General features: G+C 52.6%; 23 protein-coding genes. 7 read left to right on the top strand and 16 right to left on the bottom strand.

Going from position 1 to position 25700, the window contains the following annotated elements; all coding sequences use genetic code 11:
• Window positions 1–2 precede the first annotated feature (2 nt).
• The 11 genes from LJY25_RS18935 to LJY25_RS18885 all read right to left on the bottom strand — a co-directional run bounded on the left by LJY25_RS18935 (window position 3) and on the right by LJY25_RS18885 (window position 12699).
• Entirely contained in the window at window positions 3–2108 is a 2106-nt protein-coding gene (locus LJY25_RS18935; protein WP_227610053.1) for an McrB family protein, read from the bottom strand.
• Window positions 2108–3373, bottom strand: a complete 1266-nt coding sequence (locus LJY25_RS18930) for a site-specific DNA-methyltransferase (RefSeq protein WP_227610052.1) — start codon at window positions 3371–3373, stop codon at window positions 2108–2110. Before LJY25_RS18930 ends, LJY25_RS18935 begins: the two co-directional genes overlap by 1 nt.
• Window positions 3374–3377: 4 nt before the next feature.
• Window positions 3378–4733, bottom strand: coding sequence for a site-specific DNA-methyltransferase (locus tag LJY25_RS18925; RefSeq protein ID WP_227610051.1), 1356 nt, complete (start codon window positions 4731–4733; stop codon window positions 3378–3380).
• A 457-nt stretch (window positions 4734–5190) separates the two neighbouring features.
• Window positions 5191–6636: a HesA/MoeB/ThiF family protein gene (locus LJY25_RS18920; RefSeq protein WP_227610050.1), complete on the bottom strand. Its 1446-nt coding sequence runs from the start codon at window positions 6634–6636 to the stop codon at window positions 5191–5193.
• Window positions 6614–6985 (bottom strand): hypothetical protein, encoded by a 372-nt coding sequence (locus tag LJY25_RS18915; protein WP_227610049.1) that lies wholly within the window; start codon window positions 6983–6985, stop codon window positions 6614–6616. The genes LJY25_RS18920 and LJY25_RS18915 overlap by 23 nt, the downstream gene beginning before the upstream one ends.
• On the bottom strand, window positions 6985–7329 hold the full coding sequence (locus LJY25_RS18910; protein ID WP_227610048.1) for a hypothetical protein: 345 nt from the start codon (window positions 7327–7329) through the stop codon (window positions 6985–6987). Before LJY25_RS18910 ends, LJY25_RS18915 begins: the two co-directional genes overlap by 1 nt.
• 379 nt (window positions 7330–7708) lie before the next feature.
• Entirely contained in the window at window positions 7709–8767 is a 1059-nt protein-coding gene (locus LJY25_RS18905; protein WP_227610047.1) for an XRE family transcriptional regulator, read from the bottom strand.
• A 30-nt stretch (window positions 8768–8797) separates the two neighbouring features.
• Window positions 8798–9454 carry a hypothetical protein gene (locus LJY25_RS18900; protein ID WP_227610046.1) on the bottom strand — a complete coding sequence of 219 codons (657 nt, stop codon included), beginning with the start codon at window positions 9452–9454 and terminating at the stop codon, window positions 8798–8800.
• A gap of 187 nt (window positions 9455–9641) precedes the next feature.
• Entirely contained in the window at window positions 9642–10694 is a 1053-nt protein-coding gene (locus LJY25_RS18895) for a tyrosine-type recombinase/integrase (protein ID WP_227610045.1), read from the bottom strand.
• Between the two features lie 197 nt (window positions 10695–10891).
• Window positions 10892–11815 (bottom strand): hypothetical protein, encoded by a 924-nt coding sequence (locus LJY25_RS18890; RefSeq protein WP_227610044.1) that lies wholly within the window; start codon window positions 11813–11815, stop codon window positions 10892–10894.
• 545 nt (window positions 11816–12360) lie between these two features.
• On the bottom strand, window positions 12361–12699 hold the full coding sequence (locus LJY25_RS18885) for a VOC family protein (RefSeq protein WP_227610043.1): 339 nt from the start codon (window positions 12697–12699) through the stop codon (window positions 12361–12363).
• Between the two features lie 148 nt (window positions 12700–12847).
• Here LJY25_RS18885 and LJY25_RS18880 point away from each other — a divergent pair, with 148 nt between their 5' ends.
• Together LJY25_RS18880 and LJY25_RS18875 are read left to right on the top strand one after the other, a co-directional pair.
• Entirely contained in the window at window positions 12848–14227 is a 1380-nt protein-coding gene (locus LJY25_RS18880; RefSeq protein ID WP_227610042.1) for a phospholipase D-like domain-containing protein, read from the top strand.
• Window positions 14202–15785, top strand: coding sequence for a tetratricopeptide repeat protein (locus LJY25_RS18875; protein ID WP_227610041.1), 1584 nt, complete (start codon window positions 14202–14204; stop codon window positions 15783–15785). The genes LJY25_RS18880 and LJY25_RS18875 overlap by 26 nt, the downstream gene beginning before the upstream one ends.
• 110 nt (window positions 15786–15895) lie before the next feature.
• On the opposite strand, the gene LJY25_RS18870 is transcribed toward LJY25_RS18875, so the two are convergent.
• Together LJY25_RS18870 and LJY25_RS18865 are read right to left on the bottom strand one after the other, a co-directional pair.
• A complete protein-coding gene (locus tag LJY25_RS18870) occupies window positions 15896–16183 on the bottom strand; it encodes a hypothetical protein (RefSeq protein ID WP_227610040.1) in 288 nt (95 codons plus the stop codon).
• Entirely contained in the window at window positions 16173–17261 is a 1089-nt protein-coding gene (locus LJY25_RS18865; protein ID WP_227610039.1) for a GIY-YIG nuclease family protein, read from the bottom strand. Before LJY25_RS18865 ends, LJY25_RS18870 begins: the two co-directional genes overlap by 11 nt.
• A 116-nt stretch (window positions 17262–17377) precedes the next feature.
• Between LJY25_RS18865 and LJY25_RS18860 the strand changes: the two genes are divergently transcribed.
• The 5 genes from LJY25_RS18860 to LJY25_RS18840 all read left to right on the top strand — a co-directional run bounded on the left by LJY25_RS18860 (window position 17378) and on the right by LJY25_RS18840 (window position 23709).
• The gene (locus tag LJY25_RS18860; protein WP_227610038.1) at window positions 17378–18085 is read left to right on the top strand and encodes an FtsZ/tubulin family protein; all 708 of its coding nucleotides are present in this window, start codon (window positions 17378–17380) and stop codon (window positions 18083–18085) included.
• A 7-nt stretch (window positions 18086–18092) separates the two neighbouring features.
• Window positions 18093–18302, top strand: coding sequence for a hypothetical protein (locus LJY25_RS18855; protein WP_227610037.1), 210 nt, complete (start codon window positions 18093–18095; stop codon window positions 18300–18302).
• A gap of 156 nt (window positions 18303–18458) precedes the next feature.
• Window positions 18459–19370 carry a helix-turn-helix transcriptional regulator gene (locus tag LJY25_RS21420; RefSeq protein ID WP_227610036.1) on the top strand — a complete coding sequence of 304 codons (912 nt, stop codon included), beginning with the start codon at window positions 18459–18461 and terminating at the stop codon, window positions 19368–19370.
• 81 nt (window positions 19371–19451) lie between these two features.
• Window positions 19452–21341, top strand: coding sequence for a GmrSD restriction endonuclease domain-containing protein (locus tag LJY25_RS18845; RefSeq protein WP_227610035.1), 1890 nt, complete (start codon window positions 19452–19454; stop codon window positions 21339–21341).
• Window positions 21328–23709: a DUF262 domain-containing protein gene (locus tag LJY25_RS18840; RefSeq protein ID WP_227610034.1), complete on the top strand. Its 2382-nt coding sequence runs from the start codon at window positions 21328–21330 to the stop codon at window positions 23707–23709. Before LJY25_RS18845 ends, LJY25_RS18840 begins: the two co-directional genes overlap by 14 nt.
• Before the next feature lie 144 nt (window positions 23710–23853).
• Here the strand turns inward: LJY25_RS18840 and LJY25_RS18835 are convergent, their stop codons facing one another.
• From LJY25_RS18835 to LJY25_RS18825, 3 genes are all read right to left on the bottom strand, one after another.
• On the bottom strand, window positions 23854–24237 hold the full coding sequence (locus LJY25_RS18835) for a hypothetical protein (RefSeq protein ID WP_227610033.1): 384 nt from the start codon (window positions 24235–24237) through the stop codon (window positions 23854–23856).
• A 17-nt stretch (window positions 24238–24254) separates the two neighbouring features.
• A complete protein-coding gene (locus tag LJY25_RS18830) occupies window positions 24255–24644 on the bottom strand; it encodes a hypothetical protein (protein WP_227610032.1) in 390 nt (129 codons plus the stop codon).
• A gap of 155 nt (window positions 24645–24799) precedes the next feature.
• Entirely contained in the window at window positions 24800–25687 is an 888-nt protein-coding gene (locus tag LJY25_RS18825; protein ID WP_227610031.1) for a hypothetical protein, read from the bottom strand.
• Between the last annotated feature and the right edge of the window lie 13 nt (window positions 25688–25700).

Below are 25700 nucleotides of genomic sequence, written 5' to 3'. Positions count from 1 at the left end.
CCTTACGCAGGAGTAGCGCTGCTTTCTGGACTTACGGTAGCCTCCTCAGGACTACCTGCTGCCGTGGATGATTCCGTGGTAGCCAAGCCGCCAGATTCCTCGTCAGAGGGTTCCAAGTCCAAGCCTTTCATGAACGAACGTAAGATGCGCTCATCAGCTCCCGGCTTGTACAAATCAGCGAATGTAAAGGGTATGCTTTCCGAGCCATCTCCTTCGGGGCGATAGAGGAAGATGCTTTTTCCACTCTCGGTTTCGAGTTTGTAAATCTCGCTCCACAAGTAAAATAGAACCTTAGACTTAAAATCACTTGTCGTTATAACCCGCGGTATTGTTTTAGGGTCGACGAAGCGGTTCCCAAGCTGCTTGTCTTCGCTTTCTAGCAGCTGGTAAATACGCTTGTTAACCTCTTCAATGAATTTGCCCCAGTTATACTTACCAGCGCCCCCTAAGTCGATTGTTACATCATTGGCATCCTCTAGGTTAATCGGAATGTATTGCCAGTCCCAACGCCGCTTAAAGGCGCTATCCATGGGGTAGAGTGATTGGTCTGAGGTATTCATGGTGGCCCAGATGTACAAGTTGGCAGGTAGTACTATCCAGTCAACTCCACTCAGGCCGCGCTCCTTCATCTCCTGCTCGTACGCAGCGAGCGCATCTGCATCGGTTGCGAGTTCGGTATTGAACCAAGTAGCAAAGTCGGCGTCGGCGCGTGCTTCGTACCGGGAAGAACCGTGTTCGTTACGGTCAAGGCTTTGAAATAAGTCCCCAAAAATTTGAGCACAGTTGCCTCGGTTTATCTCCTCAATAAGTAAAAATTGGGCTTTGGCTGGGTTCTTCCATGCCGCCAGGTATGCTTCAGCAAAAACCTGTGGGCGAAATTCATAGGAAATGGTGCCGGTTTTCGAGACGGGCTTGTAGCTTCCTACAAAGCTTGCGTAGTCAGCGTCCGGATGAAAGGTGGTTCTCTTAACGGAGTACCCTTTTGTTACTTTTTCAGCTTCATGGGATTTGCCAGTACCAGGAGGTCCGAACAATATCTTCTGATAGGGTAAGTCCGTCGGTAGGCTAGGGGGCCGTGGTGGAGGCGAAGCCTCGACAACTGCATCTTCGCCATACAATTGCCTTACGGCTTCTAACGAACCTTCACGCAAGGTTTTCATAAGCTTCTGAACTGGTCGGGCAAGCGAAGGAATTTCGCTTAGCCTCTTTGTTATGGAAATTATATCCTGAGTTTCTTGGCTGGCGTCCTTTGTGAGAAAACGCTCAAAAGGCTCGTTACGATGGTGGCCGGAGAGGCGCAACAGCCTCGTCTCCTCTGCCGCGAATGAGCTTAAGAAGTCCCCACAATTCCGCGCTGCTTGCGAGTAAAGTCCACGCTGGTCAGAAGGTGAGCCTATCCAAAACAGGGAATGCTTACGCGGTTTTATGGTGACTAAAGAGGGCTCATCTTGCAGCAATTGACAGAAGGCAGCATAGTCTACCTCTCTGCTTTCCGTATCCCAAATGAAATGCAGCTTTACATCAGATGCAGGGCGATTTAACAGGAAGCTTGCTGCAAGCTCTTCACCCAGGGCATCCTGTTTAATGGTGCAGAACATCCCAGTAGACAAGTAGCGTAGCCACGTTACTGTCGGAATGCTCAATGGACGGGGAAAGATATTCTTAAGCCATTCAAAGAGGGATACATAGGAAATCCTCACCCCGCTAGCCAGAATAATATGGCTCTGCACAGCTATGAGAGCGGAAAGTGCCGATAACCCGGCCGCTATGGGAGGACTCTGATTGGACTTGTATGCCTCCCCCAGTAGGTAGCCTAAGTACCCAAGGGAGGTATGGGCATGTATTCCATCAGAAACAAGCTGCCAGCCTAATGGTGTATTTCGTCCACCACTCTGCGGAGGAACCAATGGTCCACGAAGAAACCCAACGTTGTAAATCTCCAAAGCCCTAGAACGGTCGCTAGAGCCAGAGCTTCCTGCTATGTCTTGAAAACCAGTTCGAACTCGAAACTGAGGTTCAGGTTGCTCAGCCAGATGCTCGTCCGACCAATCCGCCCATGTCTCGGCTAGCTTGTCAGGGTAATTGTAAGGAATGACGTCTTGCGGCATTAAAGGATTGGCTTTAACAGCGTTATGACGTGTTCGTGTTCGATTTTCCCCCCTGTAGTATTGTTTTGCCTTGGGATGGAAAGCCGGTGGTCCTTAAGCTTGTATCTAAAGTAGTCAGACCACTCGAAGCCCATTTCCTGGCCTAGCTTAGCAGTTAGCTCGTGGGTAGGGATTTCAAGCCCGCGCATGATACTGTTGCCAATGATTAGGTGGTAGCATCCCCCTGGGCGCAATGCATCAAACACACACTGGAGGTTGCGACGCATATCGTCAAAATAGTGAGCCGCAATTCCAGCTCGGCGCTGGTCAAGGGCCTCCAACTCATCCAAGTAGGGCTTGATGAAGACCGGAATTTCTACGCCTTTGCCTTTTCTGCTCTCATCTCCCACTTGTCCGTTTTTAACCTGCTTTATCACCTTGTCATCAGCACAGTCCAGCCAAGCACTTTCAATCTTGATGCATCGAGTGTAATCAATGGAGTTCAAGTACGGAGGCGAAGTAATCGCTAAGTCAACAGACTTTTCTGTGCTGAATTGAACAGCATCGTTACCAACCCATGTAAAGTTGGCGGCCTTGCCAGCCATCTCCTCACTGAACTCAGACAAGGCCGTAAAATAGTTCTCAAAGCTCTTCTCAAAGGTGGCCCCTACGGGTGCAGGGGTCTTTGTGAATTTCTTGGAAATGTACGGCTTAAGCGTTTGTCTTTCAGCACGTGAGCACGGCCGAATAACATCAGCAAGCACTATTAGGAAGAAATTTAATGCAGGACCACTCGGGCACACTTGATGGATGGCGTGCTTTAGTCTCAAGAGGTGCTCGAAATTCTCTTCACTGAACCAGTAATCGATGTTTGCCAGCTTTGGACGCAGCTTTTCATCAACTGGAGTGGATGGCCAGGAGAGGGCGATTTCGCTAAAGTATTGCCGAAGCTCAACCAGCTCAGATTTGGTAAAAGGAGTCGTACTCACTTCTGCCACTAAACGAGCGAATGGGTCAATCTCTACCCCGAACGTTTGAAAACCAGCCAATAGTCCTTCGATTGCAGTTGTGCCAGACCCCAAGAATGGGTCTAGTACCCGGCCAGGCCCATTCTTTTGCTTGTAAGCATGCAGGAGTTGCCGAGGCACCAGGTTAATACTTCTCGCCGGGTAACGATTGAAGATTCGATGCGTGTACAGGCGCATCGTGCGGGTTGTTGGATAAGAAAGGGTATCGCCCCACGCGAGATTTTGGGGAGCTTCTGCAAACGGCAAGACTAAAGTCATGTGATTACTTCTTTTTGAGAATCACCAAGCTTTCCCGCATATACTTGCGGTCCGTGGCTCGGGTAAATTGTTGTGAGGAAACCACCACGTTGCGATACACACTAATCTTAATTGGCTCGAAGCCATGCTGGCGCCCCAGCATACTAAGAATAAGGTCGGTAGCGATGGGAAGGGACCCATAATAAGAGTTGCCCACTACTAGGCCAATGGGTGCACCAGGACTGCAACGGGAAGACAGAAGATGTAGCAGATACCCCATATCAGCAAAGTATCCAGCCAGCATCGAGGGAATCTGGTTGGACCACAGCTTCTGAGTGGATAAAAATTCAAATACTTGGTTGTTAATCAGCTCACTGCCATACGTCGTATGCCTGTCTGCCCAGCGGGCATGAACATGTGACCGTAGGGACTGAGCACGGAATTCCTTTTGGCTGCTTTTATCCAAAAAGAAATCGCCCAGCCATAATTCAACCATGTATATTTTGCTGTAATCAAAGCAGTTGGCATACGGTGGTGAAGTAAGAACGGCGTCGAACTGAATCCCATCCGGATAGAGCGATTCATCTAAACAAGACCCAAGAGTCAACTGAAATGGTTTGACAGCCGGTTCTTGAGCTAAGTCCTTGCGAAAGACCCGCAAATCATTCAAAACCGTGTTGCGAATCTGTTCTATTGGAGACTCAGGTGAGCCTGCATAAGCAAATTTTGTTTTGCGCTTAACCCCGTTGCCAGCCTTTCGGTGAGTGGAATATCGCTCCAAACAGTTGAGGAAAGCGAGTTTGAACAGCGCGCTGACTTTAGGATTCTCTAAAGCGATATAAAAAGCTTTGAGCCGTAGTAAAGCGGATAGATAAGCAGGTTCAAAATAAGAAATGACAGTATCATTCTCTGGAGACGGAGCGACAAGTTGAAGTTCTGACTGCTGGAAGTCTTCCACTATGGCATCCAGTGACACTAAGTCAAGAGCATCAAAGCCTGCGGCTTTGGTTGAGGCAATAAAATGGCTCATTGGACTAACCTCAAAACCAAAGGCATTAAGGCCTAGTCTGCTGGATTCGATGAGCGTCGTCCCTACGCCACCGAAGGGGTCAAGTACATTTTGAACGGCACGTGGAGCATGGTCCTTTAAGAAGGACTGGACGAAGCTTGGTGAAAAACCCTCCTTATAAGGAAACCAGCGATGCCGGGGAGACAGCATTGACTCACGAAAGTTGACTGGTGATGCGTAGGTAACCTTACCAAAAACGCTCTCAACCTCCACTTTAGCTTCTTCAGCCTCATAGGCTGCTATGATTTCTTTATATAAGGCTGATGTAGATATGGTGACCTCTGGTTCAGCAAATAATGTTTCTTGACTCATTCCCCTGTCTTTTCGAGCGCCATGCCGCTAATTTAATTAGCAATATGCGACTTTTTGTAGTTAAAAGCTAACCGCGCACTTTGCGGGCAAGATGTTCAACCTGTCTACTAAAGTAAGCTTAAATACGCTGCCAGAGAACCCGCTTGAGACATATGAGAATGTCTATAAAACGCATTGGTCACGCTAACCAGCCCCCTATTACACAGCAGCACACTCTATTGTAATGCTACAGGTTTATGGGCGGGGCCATAAGGACTAAATCACTCTAGGCAAAATCAGTCTTTGCCCTACTACGCCACGAGTACCCCTGATACCTAACCATCTCTTGAGCGATGTGGCTGAGACTGGAGGGGCTACCTTTCAAAGGCATTGGTTTGTTTCAACCCTTTAGTTATAAGATAATACTGCCTGAATTCGAAAGAGGAAGACTGGTATTAGCCTTCCTCTTTCAGGTATTTCAATATGAATACTGCCTTTCTCGGGCCTTTACCACCGAATGGTCGTGCCCGATAGGCGGCGGAAACTGGGTGTCTCCGGTGGCTATGCCAGTCTGAAACAAACAACCTTCTTCGCACTTGCGGTCGTCGTGCACCCGGATGTAACCGTGCTTGTAGACGTAGCGCTGGGTGCCAAAATAGTATGCGTTGGCAATCCCCGTCACCTGCTCAATGAGCTGCATAACTTCCATCGAGGCCAGATTGGCGCTGAACGGAAAGATGTTTTCATTCCGCTTAAACCGATGGTCGGCAGGCAGCCCTTGCAAATAGGAGGGGTCATCCAGCTTGCCATCCCGCTCCGTAGAGACGTCCGCGCTTTCGTAGGCTCCCAAGCACTGTAGGCAGGGGCGGTTGGGTCCCACCGTCTGTACCTGCCAATCGGCCCCTTCGAAGTGGCCGGTAACCGGATGAAGCTTTACCCGAATCCCCCCGTCAATGACGGGAATGAGGTGATTATAGGCCAGATGGTTCAATACATAGCGCGGCCAGGGCCGGTCCACACAGCTGAAGATAACATCACAGTCTAACGCAGCTTGATAGCCGGCTTCTTCCGTTACACCGCTTAATACAGGCACTGGGGCCACTTCGCCAGCCGTAGCAGCGCGAGCAATTTGCCGCTGGGCTACGGCTATTTTGGTTTTGCCCAAATCCTCCTGGGTAGCACCTAGAAGGCGGTCAAGGTTGTGCTCCTGCACTTCATCGAAATCGATGAGCACAAAACGTTCCAGCCCCATGCGCGCCAGCGACTCAGCTACGATGCTGCCCACGCTACCCAGGCCCACAATACCCACCCGTAACCGGGCAAGTTGCGCGTGATTGTCTTCGCCCCACACAGTAACGGTGCGCTTATAGGCTTCTTTGAACCGCGGACGGGGCCGCAGCTGGTCGTGATACGACATGGCCAACTGCTGACCTACTACGCGCACAGTAGCGGCCCACCGGCGCTGGTACACATCGTCGGTGTATTCCCAAACCCGGGCGCTCCATGTCTCATCCGTGCCCAGCGTCAGGCCGACGAAAGGTAAATCTGTTAGCGTAAGGGCGGGAGCAGAATAGCTGTGTTCCGTCTTAATGTCATCGCGGCTCATATCCTGCCAACCGGGGCCTAAATGGCTATGCAGGAGCACCACCCCCGCCTGTTGAGCCGCCGCCAGCCGGCAGGCTCGGCGGAAGTATTGCGGTTGCAGGTCCACGTTTCCGTGCACGTCCCGGTCCCCCTCTTCGGGCAAAATCAGCTCAAAAATGAGTGCGGTAAAGCGGTTTCTGCCTACGGAAGGACGGTAGAGGGCAAAGGTGGCATCCTCTTGGTCATCGTCGCGCAGCAAATGGTGGCACAAAGCCACATGCAAATCAGCCGGAATGGCGACGCTGATTTCCCCCTGTTCAATTCTTTCGAAAGACTGCATTGATTTGGGTCATTAGCTCTCCCGTCGGATTGGCCGGGCGATTGATGAATTGATAGCTCCAATACTGCCAGTCAGGACCCAAGGGACTGTTAATCACATTGCGAGTGCCAGTGTTACCGAAGGGAACCAGGTGTGGAGTAGCCCGTAATTGAATGGATGAGTGCAGCACCCGCGGATAATCCGCCGGCGCTGGAATGGCCAGGTCGATAACCCGGCCGACAAAACTGCCGGCCGGGATTTCGAAGTTGGGTAGCACAGCATACGCTATGCCTTGGCCATCGGAGAGCGTTTGCACGTGCTCGTAACCTTGCTCACGCAGGTCGTGCACCAGGCGCTCAATGCCAATCATTACGAGACCGGCGTTGAGGTGTCGTCGAACAGGGCAAAGTGCTGGGCGCTGTGCAGCTCAATCACCTCCTCGAGGTTTTTCAGTTCCCGGAAGCCGCCATCCTGCTTTTGGGCCAACGTTTTGGCCGTAGGGTCCACTTGTGCGAAGTCCACCAGAATCTGGCGCACGGTCAGCGTAGGCTGGTCCGTTTCGTATTTCTTCTTCTCGATGAAGAAGTTATACTTTTTACGAACTGGAGCACTTGGCTCGGGTTTGTCCTGTTTCAGCTCAGCGGGCTGCGGTGCTGGCGTTGGGGAAGTAACAAGGGCTTTTTCGTCTTTCTCTTCTTTCTCTTTGTCGTTCATGACGGTTGGTTGTGCAATGGCACAGTAAGGACCGCCGGGGTGAAAACCACTCCCGGCAAGCTAGTCTTGACCCTATAGTTTGGGCAAGACGATGACTGCCCCCTGAAAATCAGCGGGAACAATAGCCGGGTCAGAACGAGAAGAGTTGTTGCGTTGGAACGGGAACCCGTTACCTTTGCACCCTCGTTTCAATTCACGGTAGGATTGCGCGGCCGGGGGACAACTCCCGGCACCAGTAAGGAAGGCGCCAACCAAATTTTACTGCAACTCTACCATGCCGGCTGTCACTGACCTGTGGCAGCCGGTTTGTGTTTTAGCGGTTCTTAGTCTGATATAGGGTGTTTAAGCAGTGTAGTGAAAGGGTATACCCCGTTCAGAATTATCGGTGAGAAACATACATGCCGCCTGAGCCCAGGCCCAGAGACAGCATTAACTGACTAAAGTCGCCATCGTTAAGATGGAGCATATCCCTGATTTGAGTAGTTGTCATACCAACCTCATCCAGGTGGTAGCGCATCATCAGGCTCATCAGTTGTGGTTGCTCGACAAAGCCATGCTTTGTCAAATCCACCGGTTCCTTTTTGCGGTAGGGTGAGAGGCCGATTAGCAGGCTCTTGTATCGGTCCTCATTTAGGAGCCCAAGGTCTCGACCCCGCCTAACCAAGGCAGTCATGGAGCTGCCCCAGCGGGCTTTTAAGGACATCAGGCCTTCTATGCGAAGATTGATTAGCTGGTCATGAATATCATGGCTGGGCATCAGAAATTCAGCGGCAAACCGGTGAGCTTCCTTCTCGCGTGCTTCATCAGGTAGGCAATCGGAATGCATGACGAGGTGGCCAAGCTCGTGCGCAATGCTAAAGCGCATCCGGTCAATGCTCATTTCCCGATTCACATAGATGACGGGCATGCCGGAATTTGTATGAAAGCTATAGCCATCTACGTTCTCGTTGAACATCCACGTTTTAGCTACCACAATTTTGTGGTTTTCCAGTAGTGTCGTCAGGCTGCGTATCGGCCCATTCGGCACCCGCCATTTTGCCCGAAGTTGCCGAGCCAAGTCTTCAGGAGAGGCGTCAGAAGGCGTGTCGTCCGAGAAATCAGGGCTGGCAATGCCATCCTCCACTTCTATTGCATCTTGGAGCTTGTTTACCCAGCCGCCCAATAAGCGAAAGTGGGATTCAAGCTGTGTACGTGATACTGCTTTAAGGGCGGCCTTTTTGCGGTAGTGGCCTTGCACGGGCGGCAAGTACACGTCGATTTCTTGCTGATAGAAAAAGCTCGTAGGGTAATTCAGTACGTTGGAGAGCAATGAAATATCCTCTTCGTTTGGCTCGCGCAAATTGTGCTCCCATTGGGAAACAGCGGCCTGCGTGCGATTTATGAGGGCCGCTAGTTCTTTCTGGGTGATTCCACGTGATGACCGGGCTAATTCCAGCATTTGGTAATTGAACCGAGTCTCCATAATTGTTTATCCTTTCGCTTGGCGTGTTTGAGTGGGTTTGCGTTTTTGCGGGGTAACCGCGGCCGTTTTGTCCTTCTTCTTGAAGCGGATGGTGAGGCCAGGTACCAGCTCCTCTACTACCTCTGCCTTCTTGGTAATCGCCAAGCCAGCTTGCTGAGCCGAGTTCTGGTGTAGAATATCAAAATCCTCAACCAGCTTGCCTCTTACAAAAAACAAGGCGTGGAAGCCAAGGAGCTGTGAATTCATTCGGTCGGAGAAGTGCTGCAGAATGACGCTCGGCAATTCTTCTAGGTCCCCGTAGAGTTCACCCTGAACGATGGCCTTTTGACGTTTTGAGGTCGCCTTAAAGGATGAGGTGGCGTTGCCCTTGTAGAAGTGAAACTGGCACACATCCTTTTTGATAAGGGTGAAGGTCATGCGGCTCTTCTTTACCTCCCATGATTCCTGACCAGCGAATACTTCCTCCAACTTACCCCAGATGCGAGGGAACAAGCATGAGGAGTATATTGCCCGAAATTGCGGAATGAATGGGTCCACCCCTTCAATTTCTACTGTCATCTGCATGGCAGCCTCCACAGCGCTAATAATTACCTGCAGTTCTTCGGCAGGAATTTGGCTTTTGAAGTCAATAAGGTTGATGGCAGGTCGTAGAGTCGGGTTCATAGATTAGTTTTTCATGATGCTCAAAAGTATCACGAAAAATATAACAGGCAACATCACAGAAGACTGCAAAACTGCAATTAATTGACTATGAGCGCAATAATTTTCAAAGTTTAGTGCTTCTATAAGCTAAACTGTGTGCCATCCTGCTATTAGGAAGCTTGCAGGTGCCACAAGGACCATTGAGTGGCTAAAGCCCCAGTGCTTGAGCGGCATTATAGGAAACAACATTGTTGAGCTGGGTATAGCGCTCAATCATGGCATCCGTTTTCTGCTTGGTTTGGTTCTTAATGGCCTTGTGGGACTGCCCGTTGAGCACGGCCACGGTCACAAAAGACACACGTAGCGAGTGGGCCGAGTAGCCCAGTCCCAGGCGCTTCTGCACCAGCTTGTTGATGGAGATGTCGGAGAGCCGCTTGTCTGATGGAACGGCCATTTGTCCAGGAGCTGCCCGCGGTATCTTCACGAACAGCGGCCCCGTCGTACGAGCCGATAGATTGAGCCAGGCCCGCAGGCAGCGCACGGGGCAGTAGTCGGCATTGGGAGCGTAGAAAATGGCTTTGTCTTCGACCGCGCCGTACTGGTTGGTTTTGCTTTTGGTTAGATGCACCAGTAAGGCCCGCTCCGTGAATTCCAGTTGCTCGATGTTGAGGTCCACCAACTCTGAACGGCGAAAGGCCCCCGCGAAGCCCAGCAGCAGCAGAGCCCGGTCGCGCATGCCCGCCGCCGTTTCTAGGTCGATGCGGCGAACCGCCTGTTTCAACTCCTCGACGGTAAATGCCTGCGCTTGGTCCTGGCGCTTGCCCAAGGTGCGGGCAATGCCTTCCATGACAATGTTAAGCGCATCTAAGGTGGCCGGCAGCCGGTGGCCAGCGAGTTGATGGGCTTTGCGGATGGCCGCTAGGTGTCGCTTAATCGTGGCCAGCGCGTGCGGCCCGGTTAGCGGCTGCTGGCCCTTCTTTTTTCCCCGACCGCCCCCAGTTTCTTGTTCCGGCTTCTCGGAAGCAAGGTGTGCGACGTATTCAGTGAGGGTATCCACATCGGCTGGCACTGCCACGAAGCCGTGCTGCTCACAAAAGGCCACGTAGCTTTTTAAGTCCGACGTGTAAGCGCGCTCCGTGTTGGCGGCGCCCTGCAAGCCAGCCTCTAGAAATCCAGCAACTTTGGCGGAGGCTCGAGCCAGTTGGGTGCTGACGGAATGGTTGGCGTTGGACGGCGGGACGAGGGATAAGTCTTCGCTCATGCGGGAAGTTGGAGGAGTCAAAGTGAGTACGAGCGCACACCTTATATAATAGGTGTTAGAACCGGTCGGAAAGCCCCTCTTTTCACGAGCAAATATAAGTTATGATAACTAAACCTTATCATAACTTAAAATCAATCCTACTCCTAAGGTTAAGTCGTGAAACCAAGAGCGCAGCCGAAGCGGTAACAGATGCAACGCTACAGCCGCGCAAGCAGCCGGTCGATTTGTTGACGCATTTCGACTAACTCTTCCCGAATGTCGTCGCGGGAGACATACAGTTCGGCCGGTGGGGCTTCCTCGCTGAGCGAGGCTTCTTCACCTTCTTCTGGTTCCTCGTAATCATCGGGCAGACCCGGCGAGTTGTCCGGGTCCCACCCAAACTGTACCGCACTGCTGGCATACGGACCGTACCAGCGCCGGTAGTCGTTGGGCGCGCCATCCAACCGGTCGGCGTTAGCTGGCCCGGGATACGGACCCGCGAGCAGGGCCTGTATCTGAGGGTAGGCCGCGGCTGCGGAAGCAACCAGGGGAGCTAGCTGGCTGGAGTGGCAAGTATAGCTCGGCGGGCCCACGGCGTTCAGCATGTCCCGTAAGGCCTCCCAGTTCGCCGCCTTGTCAATTTGTTCCGAGCGTGTGCACCAGTCCCGCGCTTCAGCTGTGGTCAACCCCGCATCTTCCAGCAGGTACTGCCGCCGCAGCATCTTGTTTAAGAGTGGGGGCAGTTGCCGGCGCAGCTGCAGACCCTGCTTGCGTAAGGGGGCCAACCGCTCTTCGTTTTCGTATTCTACCTCCGGGGCATGGGGCAACGGCAGCGGCTGCTGCGTTTGCCGGTTGAGACAACGGATAAGGCCAGGGTACGCCGTTGACATCAGGGTTCGCCGCACGAGCGTTTGCCCCAACCGGGCGATGACAAGGTCCGTTTTAAGGTTCCGGCGCCGCAATTCTACCCGGGGCTCCATCCACCAGGTTGCGTCAGAACCCGCGTATTGGGTGAGCAGCTCCAGGGCTTCCGGCAGAAAAATGGCGTTTAAAGGTTTATCGTCAGCAGGTATCATTGCAACAACAGTTAGTAGACTTATGTAGGCCTTGGATTTTGCAACATAGGGCAACGTCAGCTGCATAAGCAGCCATTCGTTAGACTGCTACAGGTATCCCAGTCCTTGGTATTACTGCAGGCACAAGCCGGTTAGGTTGCGGGCATTATGGATGTCCCGGATGGAGTCGCCCTCCAACTTTACTAGTAGGCCTTTGCCGTCCCAGTCGATGCCAGCGGAGTGTAGGTGGCCAGCCGTAGCTACCGGCACGGAGTATTGAGCTAACTCTTCAGGAGTTGCATCCGTGAAGTACAGCGAACGTAGCTGCAGCTTATACTGCCGGCCCACTTGGAGCTTCTGACAATTAGGCACGGTGGCTTTGTCTGAGACTACCTTATATAAGGTGTCGCTGCGTCGAGCGTAAATCAGGTAAACCGATTGAAGCGAATCGATGCGCACGACCAGGTAACCGTGAGTTGGGTCAACGAACGCAGGATGGGTTATATGATTAGGAACGGCAGCTGATTTTTGGGGAAGAGCAGCCCTATGAGGCACAGTAGATGGTGAGCAGCTGACCAGAAAACTAATCAGTGAGCATAGGAACGCCTTCATAATGCCACAGGGAGTTAGGTTTAGCCGGCGGCGACGTTGCTCTGGTCGAGTGCCATCACTTGGTTTCCAGCCGGGTCCCGGAAGGAGGCAGAGTCGCCTTCATCGTGGTTGCCCATTAACCCAAGAACTTCTTCCAGTTGTATCCCCTGCTCTTTGAACCGTTGCCGGGCATCTTTAATGGAGGAGACCATCAAGCCAAAGATGCCTTTGTCTCCGCCCGGACTTAGCACCAGGGAATGCGTGCCAAAGTGGTACCGTAGCCCATAGTCTTCCTCCGTTGGCTCAAAACCAATAAGCGCGGTGTACCAGCGCCGGGTTGCATGAATATCACGAGCAAAAATGCGTTGAGCTGGTTCCATGAGAGATGGGGTTGGCATGAGGATACGAGTGATTATAAGCGAAAATAACTCTTAAAAAGCGCGACGCTGTAAAGGACGCTGGTTAGCTTTGAATTCTGCTAACAACAATGCCTCGCTTTTCTTAGTGTGCTTTTAACTCTGCTTAAAAATGCTTGTAGTCACAACTGAAGCTTATTTCAAAGGCATTAAAGAGAAGCTCTTGAGTGAAATCGGGCTGGCGCAGCAGTCCATTTATATCGCGGTTGCCTGGTTCACCGACCGTGACTTGTTTGCCGCGCTGCTGAGCCGTCAGCAAGCGGGGGTGAAGGTGGCACTGGCTGTGACCCGTGATGAGATTAACACCAACCTAGCGTATGAGACACTGGCTGCTGCCGGGGGAGAGTTCTACCGCGTAGATGGGGCTCTGATGCACAATAAATTTTGTGTGCTTGATGGGCGGGATGTCGTTACAGGCTCCTACAACTGGACGTACCGAGCCGCCACCGAGAATTATGAGAACATTGTCATCACCGCTGGTGACTATGATTTGGCATATCGGTACATCGCCGAGTTCAAGCGAATTACTGGTAGCGTAGGCGTGGCAACGGACACCCATGTTGATTTAGGGAAAGTCATCCGTCGGTTACAAGTAGTGCGGAGTTTGGTGCAGTTGGATGAGCGCGATGATGCATTACGCCAAACCCGCCGTCTGTGCACCGAGTGGAGCGACCCCTTAGCAGAGCAGCTCCTGACTCATCTGGAGGCCGGACACTATGCGCCGGCAATGGTGATGGTCGACGAGTTCATTCAAGCGCAATCGCGGGTTCTGGTGTATGAAGACCCGATTTTAGCAGTTTTGCGGCTCGAAATACGCGACCTAGAGTACCGGATAGTAGCTGTGGAGTCAGAAACGAGCGAGGCGGAAAAGCTGCTGAGTGACTATAACCACGCCTTTACCGCTAGATTGGGAACACTGGCTGAAGAAATTCTGCGGCTTAAAAAGGAGTATGCCTTTTCTCACCGGCAGGAAAGCCAGTATTCGCAGCAGGAATATGACGAGGCCCACCGGCGGTACGAAGAGTTTCGGCAGGAACGGGAAGCCGAGGCCTTGCAACCCTTTTTTGAACTCGATGCCGGCGGCCGGGAGCAGCTCAAGAAGTTGCACCGGCAATGTGTGTTGCTTTGCCATCCTGATAAAGTCGCTGACGAATTGAAAGACGCCGCAACGTATATCTTCCGCCAGGTGCAGGAATGTTACGAGCGTCAGGACTTGGCTCAACTCTCCACTTTAGCGCAGCAGCTGTCTCAAGGGCAGTTCCGTGCTGCCGCGGACACCTCTCGCATCGATGTGTTACAGGCCCGCCGCAACCGGCTGCAGCAGCAGCTAGCTGTTCTTGTCAAGCACCTAGCGAATCTGCGCCAGGGGGAGGCCTTCCGGCAGATAAGCGCTATTACCGATATGGAGGAACACTTCACGGCCCTCCACACTCAATTATCCCAGGAACTTACCCGCTGGCAATCCTATGCAGTCCAATCCGAACCTGCCTGAGCCCCGTCGCCTTGGGAATCTCGCCCGCCGCGCCGAGGTAGGCCTCAGTGCGGTGCATAACATTCAGTTGGAAGCAAGTGCACATCATTGGTTCGAGCGGGGAAGTAAGCACAAAGCGGCACTGGAATGGGAGGCTGCACGCTATTGTTTTTATAAAGCCTTAAGCATTGACCAATGGCATTGCCGGGCGTGGCTGTTCAATGCTGTGGCCAATTGCATGCTGGATAATGCAGAGGAGTTTTATGCTTGTATTGTACAGGCCTATTTGAAGGGGGTATTTGAGCCAGAGCGTTGGTTCGTTTCTGCCTTGGAAAAATCAGAATGGGAGCTGATTCAGAAAAAGGCAAAGCGCAGGTACTTAACCGGCCAAGTGTTGGATTACAGCTATGACTATGGTGAGTGGCCGTTTGACTGGACAAGCCTAGATACCCTTGAAAAGTCAACCAGCTTCCTGAACAAAGTACTCTCGGCGGCCATAGTTATATACAACGTTTGGCTTGACAAAGGGGGGTATTATAGCCAGTATCATGAGAATGATAATGATTTCTCCGGAGGCTTTTACGATAAAGCTCAGCCCATTGCGTTGGGCGAGTTGATTGACCGCATCCTCGACTGCTCAGGTATTGCTACAGAGTTCTATTCCCCTTGCCCCAAAGAAGGGAGAACTGTCTGGAAGCAAGATACTCAAGGCAAATATGCCGAAACCAATGAGTTTGAGGACAGGTCCCTGACGAAGCAGTTTACTGGGGAGCAGATGCAAAATCTGGTCGACGTAACTGCTTCCTTGGTTGGCGGTGCCAGGATGCGGCTACCTCGCTTTCAGAAGCGCATCGCAGAAGCCGGTTACGATAGCGCCTACATCAACTTTCACTTGGGCTTGTCGCTCCTGCATTTGGAGAAGTATGCTGAAGCGGTAGAGGCATTTGAGCATGCTCGTAGTTCTGAGCCCAGATTCAACAACAGTTCATTGTTTTGGGGCAAGATGGCTACTGCTAAGCTCCAGAATTACAGAGTTGTATGGGACTCTGATGCAATAGAATACCACCGGGTTGAATCTAAAGAATTATTGGGGCAACGTGATGTGGAAGAAGCAATTAACTGCTTAGAGAAAGCGGCAGTACTGAGTGGAAATGAGCCGATTAAATGGATAGCGGCAGGCAATGCAGTATTGTGGTATCAAAATGATTTCACTAAGGCAATAGCCTGCTATCAGACGGCTATTGCTTTATGCAAAGAGCTTGGTAGTGAAGAAATGATAATGCCTAAGCTTTGGGCATTGTATAACTGTTGTAGAGCACATTTTGCAATGGGTTATAACAGTCAAGCTCTTATCCTCTATCATTCACTTGCCTTAACATTGAATGTAGTTTTGGGAGAGTACTATGGTCAACATCATTCAGATAAAGCTTCATACGAAGACCAATTGGTTTTCTTAGAGGCAACAGGTTTAGATGATTTGATAAAAAGCCGACATACACTCAAGTTCGTGTCAGAGCATAGTTATCTGTTCTTTTATGAGCTTAATGAAAAAGCACTTGGACAAGCAATAGAGTCTTAGACTGGTTTCTTTTGATAACGATGGAAAATGCTAATTGACAAATCAATATCGTTATTGATTTGTTGGTCTGGTGTTAGAGATTGCTGCAGTAAAAGCTGCTGGAATGACCCCTATTGTATTCCATTAAGGTAGTCCTGCCAGATGTCTTCCCACTCGCTCAAGTGCGCCTGTGCGGATTCATAGCTGGGAAAGTCGTAGGCAATGACATCGGCCAGGTATTCCTTCTCCCACTGCTTCGTGCCCGGGTGCAGCACATATACCGGCCGGGTCTTGTATTCCACCAGCAGTTGCCGCGTGTCGTTGCCGTCTATGAGAAACGGCGACAGCTTGAAGCACTTAATTTGCGCCAGGTCGAGCGTCAGGCCCGCGTGCGTGGTAATGGTTGCGTTATCGTTCATCGGATGCTTTCTGGTTAAGGCCGTGGGCCCGGGAGCCGAGCTTTTTCATAAAGAGGTATTCGCGTTTGATGACTTCGGGCCGGGTCATGGTTTTGGGCAGGGTCATCAGGACCGTGAATTGGAAATGCCGGCCGTGCTGCGCGTCGGCCGCCAGGAGCTTGACCAATTCCACGTTGCCTCCGTGGCCCTGCGTGGCCACGTAGTCTTTCCAACGGCCCCAGATACCTTCCGTACCGGAGGCGGAGCCAATGTATTGCTTCCCGCTGGACTGGTCCAGTATCAGGTACACCCCGGCCGTGGCCGAGAGCATCCGGCACCACTCGTCGCGGGGCGACTGGCTGGTGACGAGCTGCGTCAGCTCCGCGAACGAAAGGGTGAAATCCAGGTAGTCGGTAAAGGGCTGGCTAAACGGCTTGGGCTGAATTTCCAGTACCGTCTTGCCCACTTCCGGCCGCAGCCATTGGTGCCAGCTGATGGCGGCCCTGCCCCAGTCAAAGATGACCCGCTCTTTCAGGTCGGCAAAGCCGGGCACTTCGACTAGGTTGTAGTAGTAATGTTCTTCGGTTTCGCGCTCGATGCCCTGTACCTGAAACACCCCCACGAAACGGGACTGGCTGCCCGGCTCGCCCAGGCAGGCCACGAGGAAGTCGCATTTGTCAAATACGCGGTTCCCTTGCTGGCGCTGGTAGTCGAGGAAGGCCGGCCGGTGATTGCGGTAGAGGTCGTGGATGTCAATCGTGCCGCTGGTATCGCGGTGCCGCACCAGCTTCGTTTTGGCCGTGCGCGGGAGGCCGCGAGCATAGAGCAGTTCCTGCAAGGTGATGGGATTACTGCGTCCGGCTTCATCCGGGGCTTCCTTATAATGATAGGCGCAGCCATCGAGTATCCCCTGGTCCAATTCGGGGTAGCTGAAGACGATTTCCCGCCCGTTGGCGTCCCGCAAAATGGTGCACAGCTGTTCCGGGCCAAACCCCATCATATAAGATAAGGGGCTCTCGGCCGCTGGAAACTTCTCCTGGTAGGCATCCAGCAACGCGGTAAGCTCGCTTTCCTGGTCTGAAAGTAGTGGGTTGGTCATTCGATTTGGGCCGTGGAATTAGCAGCCGGGCCTAATAAGAGCCAAAGAATCGGTCAGCGCAAATCGAAGATATCCCGAACATTTAGCTTAACCCCGGCAGCGATTTTCCGGCCCGGATGAGAACGACACGTTCTGTCGTCGCCCGCCTGCACCTTCGTTTAAAATTGGCACCTGAACCCATGCAGACCCCACTCATCCCACCCCTCGCAAGCCGCCTAGCCCAGGCGGATGCCCTGTTCACGTCCTGGCTACAGAAATGCGCCGACGTGCCGGCCGTACAGGCATTGACACCGGCCACAAAATCCGGCCTGTTGACCGTCTTGCAGCACATCCTGGCGGATACCGGGGATATCAATGTAGACCACCAAGACCTATGGACATTGCTGGCCGGGGCTACCTCTCTGCAATTTGGCATGGCCAACGGGGAGGGCCACAGCCGCGCCGCAGTTGTCGGACAGCAACTGTGGGCAGATTCTACCATGCTCGGAGATGCTACACTACCGGCCCACCGGATTTTGCTGGCCATTCAAAGCGGAACGGCGACGGAATTGGAGATGGACGAGCTAACCTACCTGCTGGAGTACGTGGTGAGCCAGGCCGGCGACCAGGCCGAAGTTGTTTTTGGGCACAGCCTCAATCCGGCCCTCGTCGAAAGCATCCAGGTGATGATGCTCGTCAGCCGGCAGGAAGCCCACTCCTACTCTTCAGAGTATCCCTATGCTACGACCGCTGCGCATTGTAAGACTGGAATGTCAGACCGAGGAAGACCGGCAAGCCCGGGAGGAAGTGCTGAACACTCCGGTACCTCCCGGCCTGCCACCTAACACCAACATGCTCCTGGTTTCCGTTGCCCGCCGCTACCGGGGGCGGGGCCTGAACTTAGCAGAACTGGTCGAGGCCGGAAAAGATGGCTGGCAGCGGGCACAGCGCTACTTTGGAGCGGATACCGACAAGTTCGAGCGGTGGGGGTTGCTGTGGGTTCAGGAGAGCATGTTGATAGCCCTTTACGACAATGAAAATAAGGCCGGCCCTCCATCATAAAGGGAGTTTGCCGGCCGCTACTAATCCTTACCTTGCACCTTGCTTACGCTTCTTCAGGAGAGCAGGTACCGTCCGTTTGCCTTCTACTCCAGGGGATGAAATAGGGCAGCGTATCCGGTTAAAATCCTGGACGAACGGAAGCACTTGCTTTCCTCTGTGACGACCCACGCCCATTTTCTTCGTCAACTGTTAGTGGTCCTGCGCCTGCAGCACCTCAAGCGGGCGGTGCCTTTTGAGGAGTTGCGCGACTACCTGTTGGAGCAGACCTCGCTGCGGGACCTAGCCGCTAACTATTCGCAGCGAACCCTGCAGCGGGACTTGCCCCAAATCGCCGAGCGCTTTGGCGTTATCATTGGGCACGACCGGCGAGCCGGCGGCTACGTGATTGTCTCGGCAGACCCGTTGCCCGAAGGCTACCAGCGGCTGCTCGATGCCTTTGAGCTGCAGGAGTTCCTACGCCTCCCAACGGCCCTGAGCCCGTTTGTGCAGTGGGAGTCCCGTCGGCCCTTGGGCACGGAATGGTTGCAACCGTTGCTGCGCGCCGTACAGCTGCGCCGGCAGGTAGCGTTTCAGTACCACAAGTTTTGGGATGAAGCGCCCACCGCTCGGACCGTCTCACCTCTATTGCTCAAAGAATTCAAAGGCCGGTGGTACCTGCTGGCTCACGACCCGGCCCGCCAGGGGCTGCGGTGCTTTGGGCTGGACCGTATCCGGGCGCTGGAATCAAATTCTCATTCATTTGAGCCGCCTGCTGACTTTGAGCCCGATACTTACTACGCTCACAGCTTTGGTATTATTCGCCCGGACCACGAGCCGCCGGCTGAGATTGTCTTGGCGCTAGAGCCAACCCAGGGCCAGTATCTCAAATCGTTTCCACTCCATTCCTCGCAGCGCGTGCTAGTTGATACCGATGAAGAGTTGCTGATTCAGTTGACCGTGTACAACACCTACGACCTGCTGATGGAATTGCTGTCCCTTGGCGACCAAGTGCAAGTGCTGGCCCCTGCGTCTCTAAGGATGCAGGTCAGGCAGATTCATGCCGCTGCAGTAACAGGTTGTCCCATATAGTTACCCGGAAGTGCCTAAAACCAATAAACCTCCAAACTCAGACTGTCTCATAATCAACATCATATTAATGCCTTGTGCTTCATGGAAAACGCTGTACGACTCTATTCCATAGGCGAACTACTTGGGAAAGATTTCTTTATCCCGTCTTATCAACGCGGCTACCGCTGGGATAAACAACAAGTAGTTGACCTGTTGAATGACATATCTGAATTTGCTAATAAAAAGAACAAGAACTCTGGTGAGTTCTATTGCTTGCAGCCTATTGTAGTTCGGTCCTGCCCTGAAGTTGCTACTGCAGCTGAACCAGATGACCTAAAGGAAAGCTGGGAAGTTGTTGATGGGCAGCAACGGCTCACAACCCTGAAAATCCTGTTTGTGTATCTGACGCGGGTGCATCTGCCGCAAGATGAGTCCTTTGCCAGTGCCTATGGTAATGATGTATTTACGCTACGGTATGAAACGCGGAACGATACCAACCGCTTCCTAGAGCACATTAGCGAAGGCAATGAGGATAGTATTGATTCTCATTACATATCCCAAGCTTATAGCTATATCCGGGAGTGGTTTGAAAGCAGAGGGCCACAGCGGCCAGCCCGTGATACAATAATCGGGACGCTGGTAGGAACCCCCGAGCATCCGAATGTACAGGGCATGGTAAAGGTCATCTGGTATGAGCTAGCTAAAGACGAAAACCCCATTGAAAGCTTCACCCGCATCAATCTGGGTAAGATACCTTTAACTAACGCTGAGCTAATCAAAGCCTTGTTTTTGCAGACCCGAAACTTTGGTCATGATGCCAATGAGTTAGGAAAACTGCAACAACTCGAAATTGCCGGCGAATGGGACCGCATAGAAAATGCGTTGCAAAACGATGACCTGTGGTGGTTCCTGAACAAAGGAGCAAACGATGCCAGCGCCCGTATTGAGTTTGTTTTCGAGGTTATTCGTCAACTGGAGCGGCAGAAGGACCCTGAATTAGATAAGAAGACGGGTACCGATAGCCACGCTACCTTCCGCTTCTACTACCTGCGGGCCAATGCTGACCCCTCGCATGATTTTATCAAGCAGGAATGGGGAACGGTGGTTACTCGCTTCAATCAGATGCTGGAGTGGTACCTGCATCCTGAGTGGTACCATTACGTAGGCTTTCTGATTCATTGCGGGGAGCGCGTAGAAGACTTATTGGCTCTTTACGATGCACCTACCAAGAGCGACATTACTAAGCGCTTAAAAGCCAAGATTGCGGCTAAGCTGGTGGATAAATCAGTCGGTGTGGTGGAATGGACCCACGATGCTAAAGCCGGGGAAGCCTACCTGAATGTAAGCTATGACAACCGTGAGTTGGTTCGCCGGGTGCTGCTGCTCTTCAACCTGCAGGAAGTAATCCGGCAGCGCCACTCTTCCCTGGGCTTCACACGATTCCCTTTTAAAGCCTTCAAACTTGAAAAGTGGGACATCGAACACATTGATTCATCCTCGGAAAATCCGCTTATCGTGTTGCAAGACCAACTTAGCTGGTTGGACGCGGCACTGCACGATTTGCCCCAACTCAGCAATAATGCTGACCTAGTTCAACGCATTGAGGACTTCCGGGCAGCACAAAAGAGTGAAGACCGGGAGGAGTTCCCGGATATCCAGCAGGATATTATCAAACTGGCGGGGGAAGAAGCCAATGATGAGCTAACGAAAAACAACATTGGTAATTTGACCCTGCTGGATGCGAGTACCAACCGCTCCTATGGAAACGCTCTTTTCGTAACCAAGCGGAGAATAATTATTGAAAATGATGGTGCCGGGAAGTTTATCCCGCCTGCTACTAAGAATGCCTTCCTAAAGTATCACGACAAGAAGGGTATCCACCGAACCAGTTGGGGCATCGACGACATTCGTGCTCACCGCAATCAGATAGCCACCGAATTACACGATTTTTTGCCCACCAAGCCGACCAATAAGCAAAATGAGAAAGTATAACTTGGAAGAGCTGCTGGCCGGTGAAATTGGCATGGCGGCGCAGGAGCCTATCAGCTTTGCCGGCGTGCAGGTTCCCATGATTCAGCGCGACTACGCGCAAGGGCGAAAGTCGGAGGAAGCTGTGCGAAGCCGGTTTCTGTCGGCTCTGTTCGGAGCGTTGGGGGGAAACAATCAACTAACACTCGACTTTGTATATGGCTCTGTCCAACTCTTGGACAAAAAGCCATATTTCGTGCCACTTGATGGGCAGCAGCGTTTGACAACGCTGTTTTTGCTTTACTGGTACATCGGAAACCGCGAGCTGACCGGCGAGCATAAGACGAGACTTAATGCCTGGCTGGGCAAGTTTAGCTACGCAACCCGCAGCACTGCCCGTGACTTTTGCGCCAAACTCACAAGCGTAGACATAGACCCTGCTTCCAAACCCAGTCAGACGATTCGCAACCTTGCCTGGTTTTACAGCAGCTACCAGCAGGACCCAACCGTCCAAGCCATGTTGGAAATGCTGGATGCCATACACAAGAGGTACGTCGAGGCAGCTGCAACAGACCTGTTTCCTGCGCTAAAACAGTTGTCGTTCTATGTACTGCCACTTGACGGTTTCGGACTTTCGGATGAGCTGTACATCAAGATGAACGCCCGAGGCAAGCAACTCACAGGCTTCGAAAACTTTAAAGCGGATTTCATCGACTGGTTGCGAGCCGACACAAATCCGGAGCGCGAGGAGTTTGCTGAACCTGTTGCTTTGGATGGTCGCAGTATTCCTTTCGTTGATGCCTTCACCATCAAGCTGGATACTACCTGGACCGACCTTTTCTGGCGAAACACTAGGGTCGACAACACAGTCGATGCAGCATACATGCGCTTTTGGCAGCGCTTTTTGCTGACTATGCATTATGTGGACCCAGAACAAAAAGGCAACTCATTAGCTGAAATCTTGGATAATAGTGCAAATAGCGACCCTTATAAAGGGTTTGCGCTATATGGTGCACTTCTTGCGAAACCTGGTCGTGTAAAAGCTGCAGCTTGGCTTTTAGATAAACTAGTTGACAACTACGATGCGATTGGCGTGGTTATCACAGAATCTTGGGGTGAGCAATCCAATAGCTGGCACTTACTGGCGGCTTCCATTACCCAGCAGCAACGCATCCTATTCTACGCAGTGATACGTTACCTGGAGGCCGAATCATTTGACCAGCAAACGCTACGGCAGTGGTTGCGCGTGATTTGGAACATCAGCGTCGACCCCGAAATGCGCAGCATTGAGGCCATGGTCGCCGTTATGCGTGTGGTAGGAAAGTTGGCATCAGGTGCCGGCAACATTTATGAATTTCTGCTGTCTGACGAATGCGCTAACATAATCAACGCCGAAGGCTCTCGTTTCATCAAGGCTCGACTGACGGAAGAGCGCACGAAAGCGCAGCTAATACAGGATGATGCCGCTTGGGAAGCTCTACTGGTAGTAAGTGAGAAGCATCCGCTTTTCCAGGGAAGCATCCAGTTTTTATTGCTCGGGGAACTGACAATTGACCGGTTCCAGCACCGGGTGGTTTTAGCTGAGCATTTGTTTTCCGCAAGGGGTACACAAAGCTTTTATAGAGAGAACCACTTATTGCTTCGAGCTACCATCAGTGCCGCGCCCAAATGGAATCATTTACGTTACCTCGAAATGCGCGATGATGCTGATAACTGGCGGCTGTTGCTCAGAAAGCCATGGTATATTCAGGGTTTTATTGCAGGATTAGTGGATTTAGAAAGCGAAGAGGCTATAAAAGATGAGCTGAATCACTTGGTGACCCAGCGTTCTACTTTCAGTTCAAGCCGTGAGCAGCGTCATATGCATGAGCACCTTTATCTCCAAGCTGACCTGCAAAACTGGATGCAAAGTTCAAATGTGGACGCTACGGTCCTCAGGGAGCGATATGAACACGTTTTTGCCCACAAATATTATGGGCGTGACTATACAAGGGTTAGACTTGACACATATCGCAACGAGTTAGCTAACGGCCTGATAACACATCTAGGATTTACCACTGGGCAACGCTGTGGTACCAGTAATTGCTTCTGGGGCGACACAGTAACGTTGAGTCGAGGTGAAGGCGATTGGACGATTACGGCCCTCTTCAATGTGTTTCAAACCTTGTATATAGGAGTGCTTAGGTCTGATGGGCTGGTATTAACAGCTAATGAATCTGTCTCGGAAGCGCAGCAGAATGAGTACTGGTTGTTACGTAAACCCTACGTTTACAAAAGTGTCTCCAGCGCCGAAGAGGCATCTGAATTTATCCAAGGTATTAAAGAAGAGCTGTTTGATAGCGGGTTTTTTCAAGCTCGCATTAATGTCCAAGCAGTTGCTACAACAAGCTGACACTCGCTTTTCTAGTTGCAACTACGTGTGATGCTAGTGCCCGTGATGAGGGCTGATTTTGATAGTATAGCAAGACTCCGATAATGACAAAGCCTAACCAGTCACTGGTTAGGCTTTGTCATTATCAGGAACGAACCTGAAACTCTATTCACCGATTACATACACCGGTACGGCCTGCGCGTCGACGCCACGGCCAGTCGCCTTCTTGACCTCTTTGCCATCCAGCAGGATAGCGCAGGTGATTTCTGAGGCCGCCGTGCCGCCGTCGATACTGGCCAATATGGTCAGGTTGTCCCCCTGCTTCATGGTCCGCTTAAACTTGTAGCTCACCGGCAGCGGTGTGTTGCTGAGCGTCGTATTGCCGCCGCTTTCGTTGGTGTAGCTCAGGTAGTCCGAGGTCGGAGCATTGGATGTAACCTTGTACTCTACCTGATACTCTTTCGGCCCGGAGGGCGTGGCATCGTTGTCCTTCGAGCAGCTCGTGGCCAGAGACGCGCAGCTCAGCAGTAGATAGGCAAATCGTTTCATAGTTCAGAAAGTGGAGATTAGCGGAAATGGTAGCGCAGACCAACGCCGGCCATGCCAGGCCATTGGTCCACCAGTGGATTATTGAAGAGGTAGCCTTTGGTACCAGTGGCGACCAGCGAGAGCCGGTTGCCCAGGAAGAAATCTGCTTCGAGGCCGGCTTGCGGGCCATAGGTGAAGCGTTGGGGTTCGTTTGAGCCATTGGCCGCTTCGCCCGTACCATTCTGGTTGGTCCATTCGTAGCCGGCTCCGGCTCCCACCAGCAGATGCACGTAGGCAAACTCCCCAAGACGGAACAGTTGGGGCGAGAGCAGCACCCGGCCCTGATAAACCGAGTACTCGCCGCGAGAAGCCAGGGCGCCGTGTTCATACCCGCCGCTCAGGCGCAGGGCCAGGCGGTTGGTGAGCATAGGCGTGTAGCTTAACTCATAGTAGTCGCCGGTTTCCGAGCGGCCGAGATGTGCGCCCCAGGAGGCAAGATGTTTAACGTGGCGTTGGGCGGAGGCCGGCAAGACGCCGGCCCCTGCCATTAAGAGCACCATCAAAAGAAGCTTTTTCATATTCGCTAGCGCGGCCGGTTACGGTCCATTTTAATGAGCGCGTTACGGCTAAGCGTCGAAGCATACACCGCTTCCGCGGCCTGGTGGGCCGGACCTGCCTGCGAAGCCTCCATGAACAGCCGGTCCCCCTGCTCGCGCAGCTGCATGGCTTTAATCATGTTGTCGTTGGAAGAGTTGAGCGCCGCTATCCGCTCCCCTTCTGTCATGGCGTAGCGGCCGGGGTTTTTGAGCGTAGCCTGCATCTCTACGCTTTGCGCGGTCATCTCGTCGGCAATCTTGTAGTAGTTCACGGCCATGGCCAGCTTGCGCTTGGCCATCATCTCTTCGGCCGCAAACAAGGAAACCGTCGACTCCTCGCGCTTGGCCTGGTACTGGTCGCTGGTCATGTTGCCACTAGGGTCCGTCGAGCTGGCCCCGAAGCGCGAGAACACGTCGTACATGGTGTTCACGTCCTGCGCGGGGTTGGTCAGCTGCAGGGCCTGCCGCAGGCGCTGGGCCTTGGCATAGACCGGCATCATCTGGTTGGTCTGACTCCGGCCGGACATGGAGAGCGCCCGCGCAAACAGCTCCTGCGGGTTGGAGAGCCGCAAATCCTGGATGCTCTGCACCTTTCGCAAGTCCGCCTGCACCTGCTTCTGCAGGTCCAGGGCTTCCTGGGTCAGGCTGCGGACCTCACTGGTAATGTCCTTGGTCACGCCGGCAATCTGGCGGGCGTCCTTCACGACCTGGTAGTTTTTGACCGTTTCGGTCCACTGTGCGAGGCGCTTGGCGAAGTCACCAATGTGCACCCCCATGTGCACCGGGTCATTAACGACCATCTGCGCCCGGGCTCGACCAGCCGGGGCGAATATCAACGCGACGGCCACCAGGGCCGGAAAAAGAGTCTTTTTCATTGTCGTAGAATTG

The sequence above is a fragment of the Hymenobacter translucens genome, from assembly GCF_020685205.1.
Lineage (GTDB): Bacteria > Bacteroidota > Bacteroidia > Cytophagales > Hymenobacteraceae > Hymenobacter > Hymenobacter translucens.
Note: the sequence above shows the minus strand (reverse complement) of the source record. Positions and strands in the feature narration are given on the sequence as shown.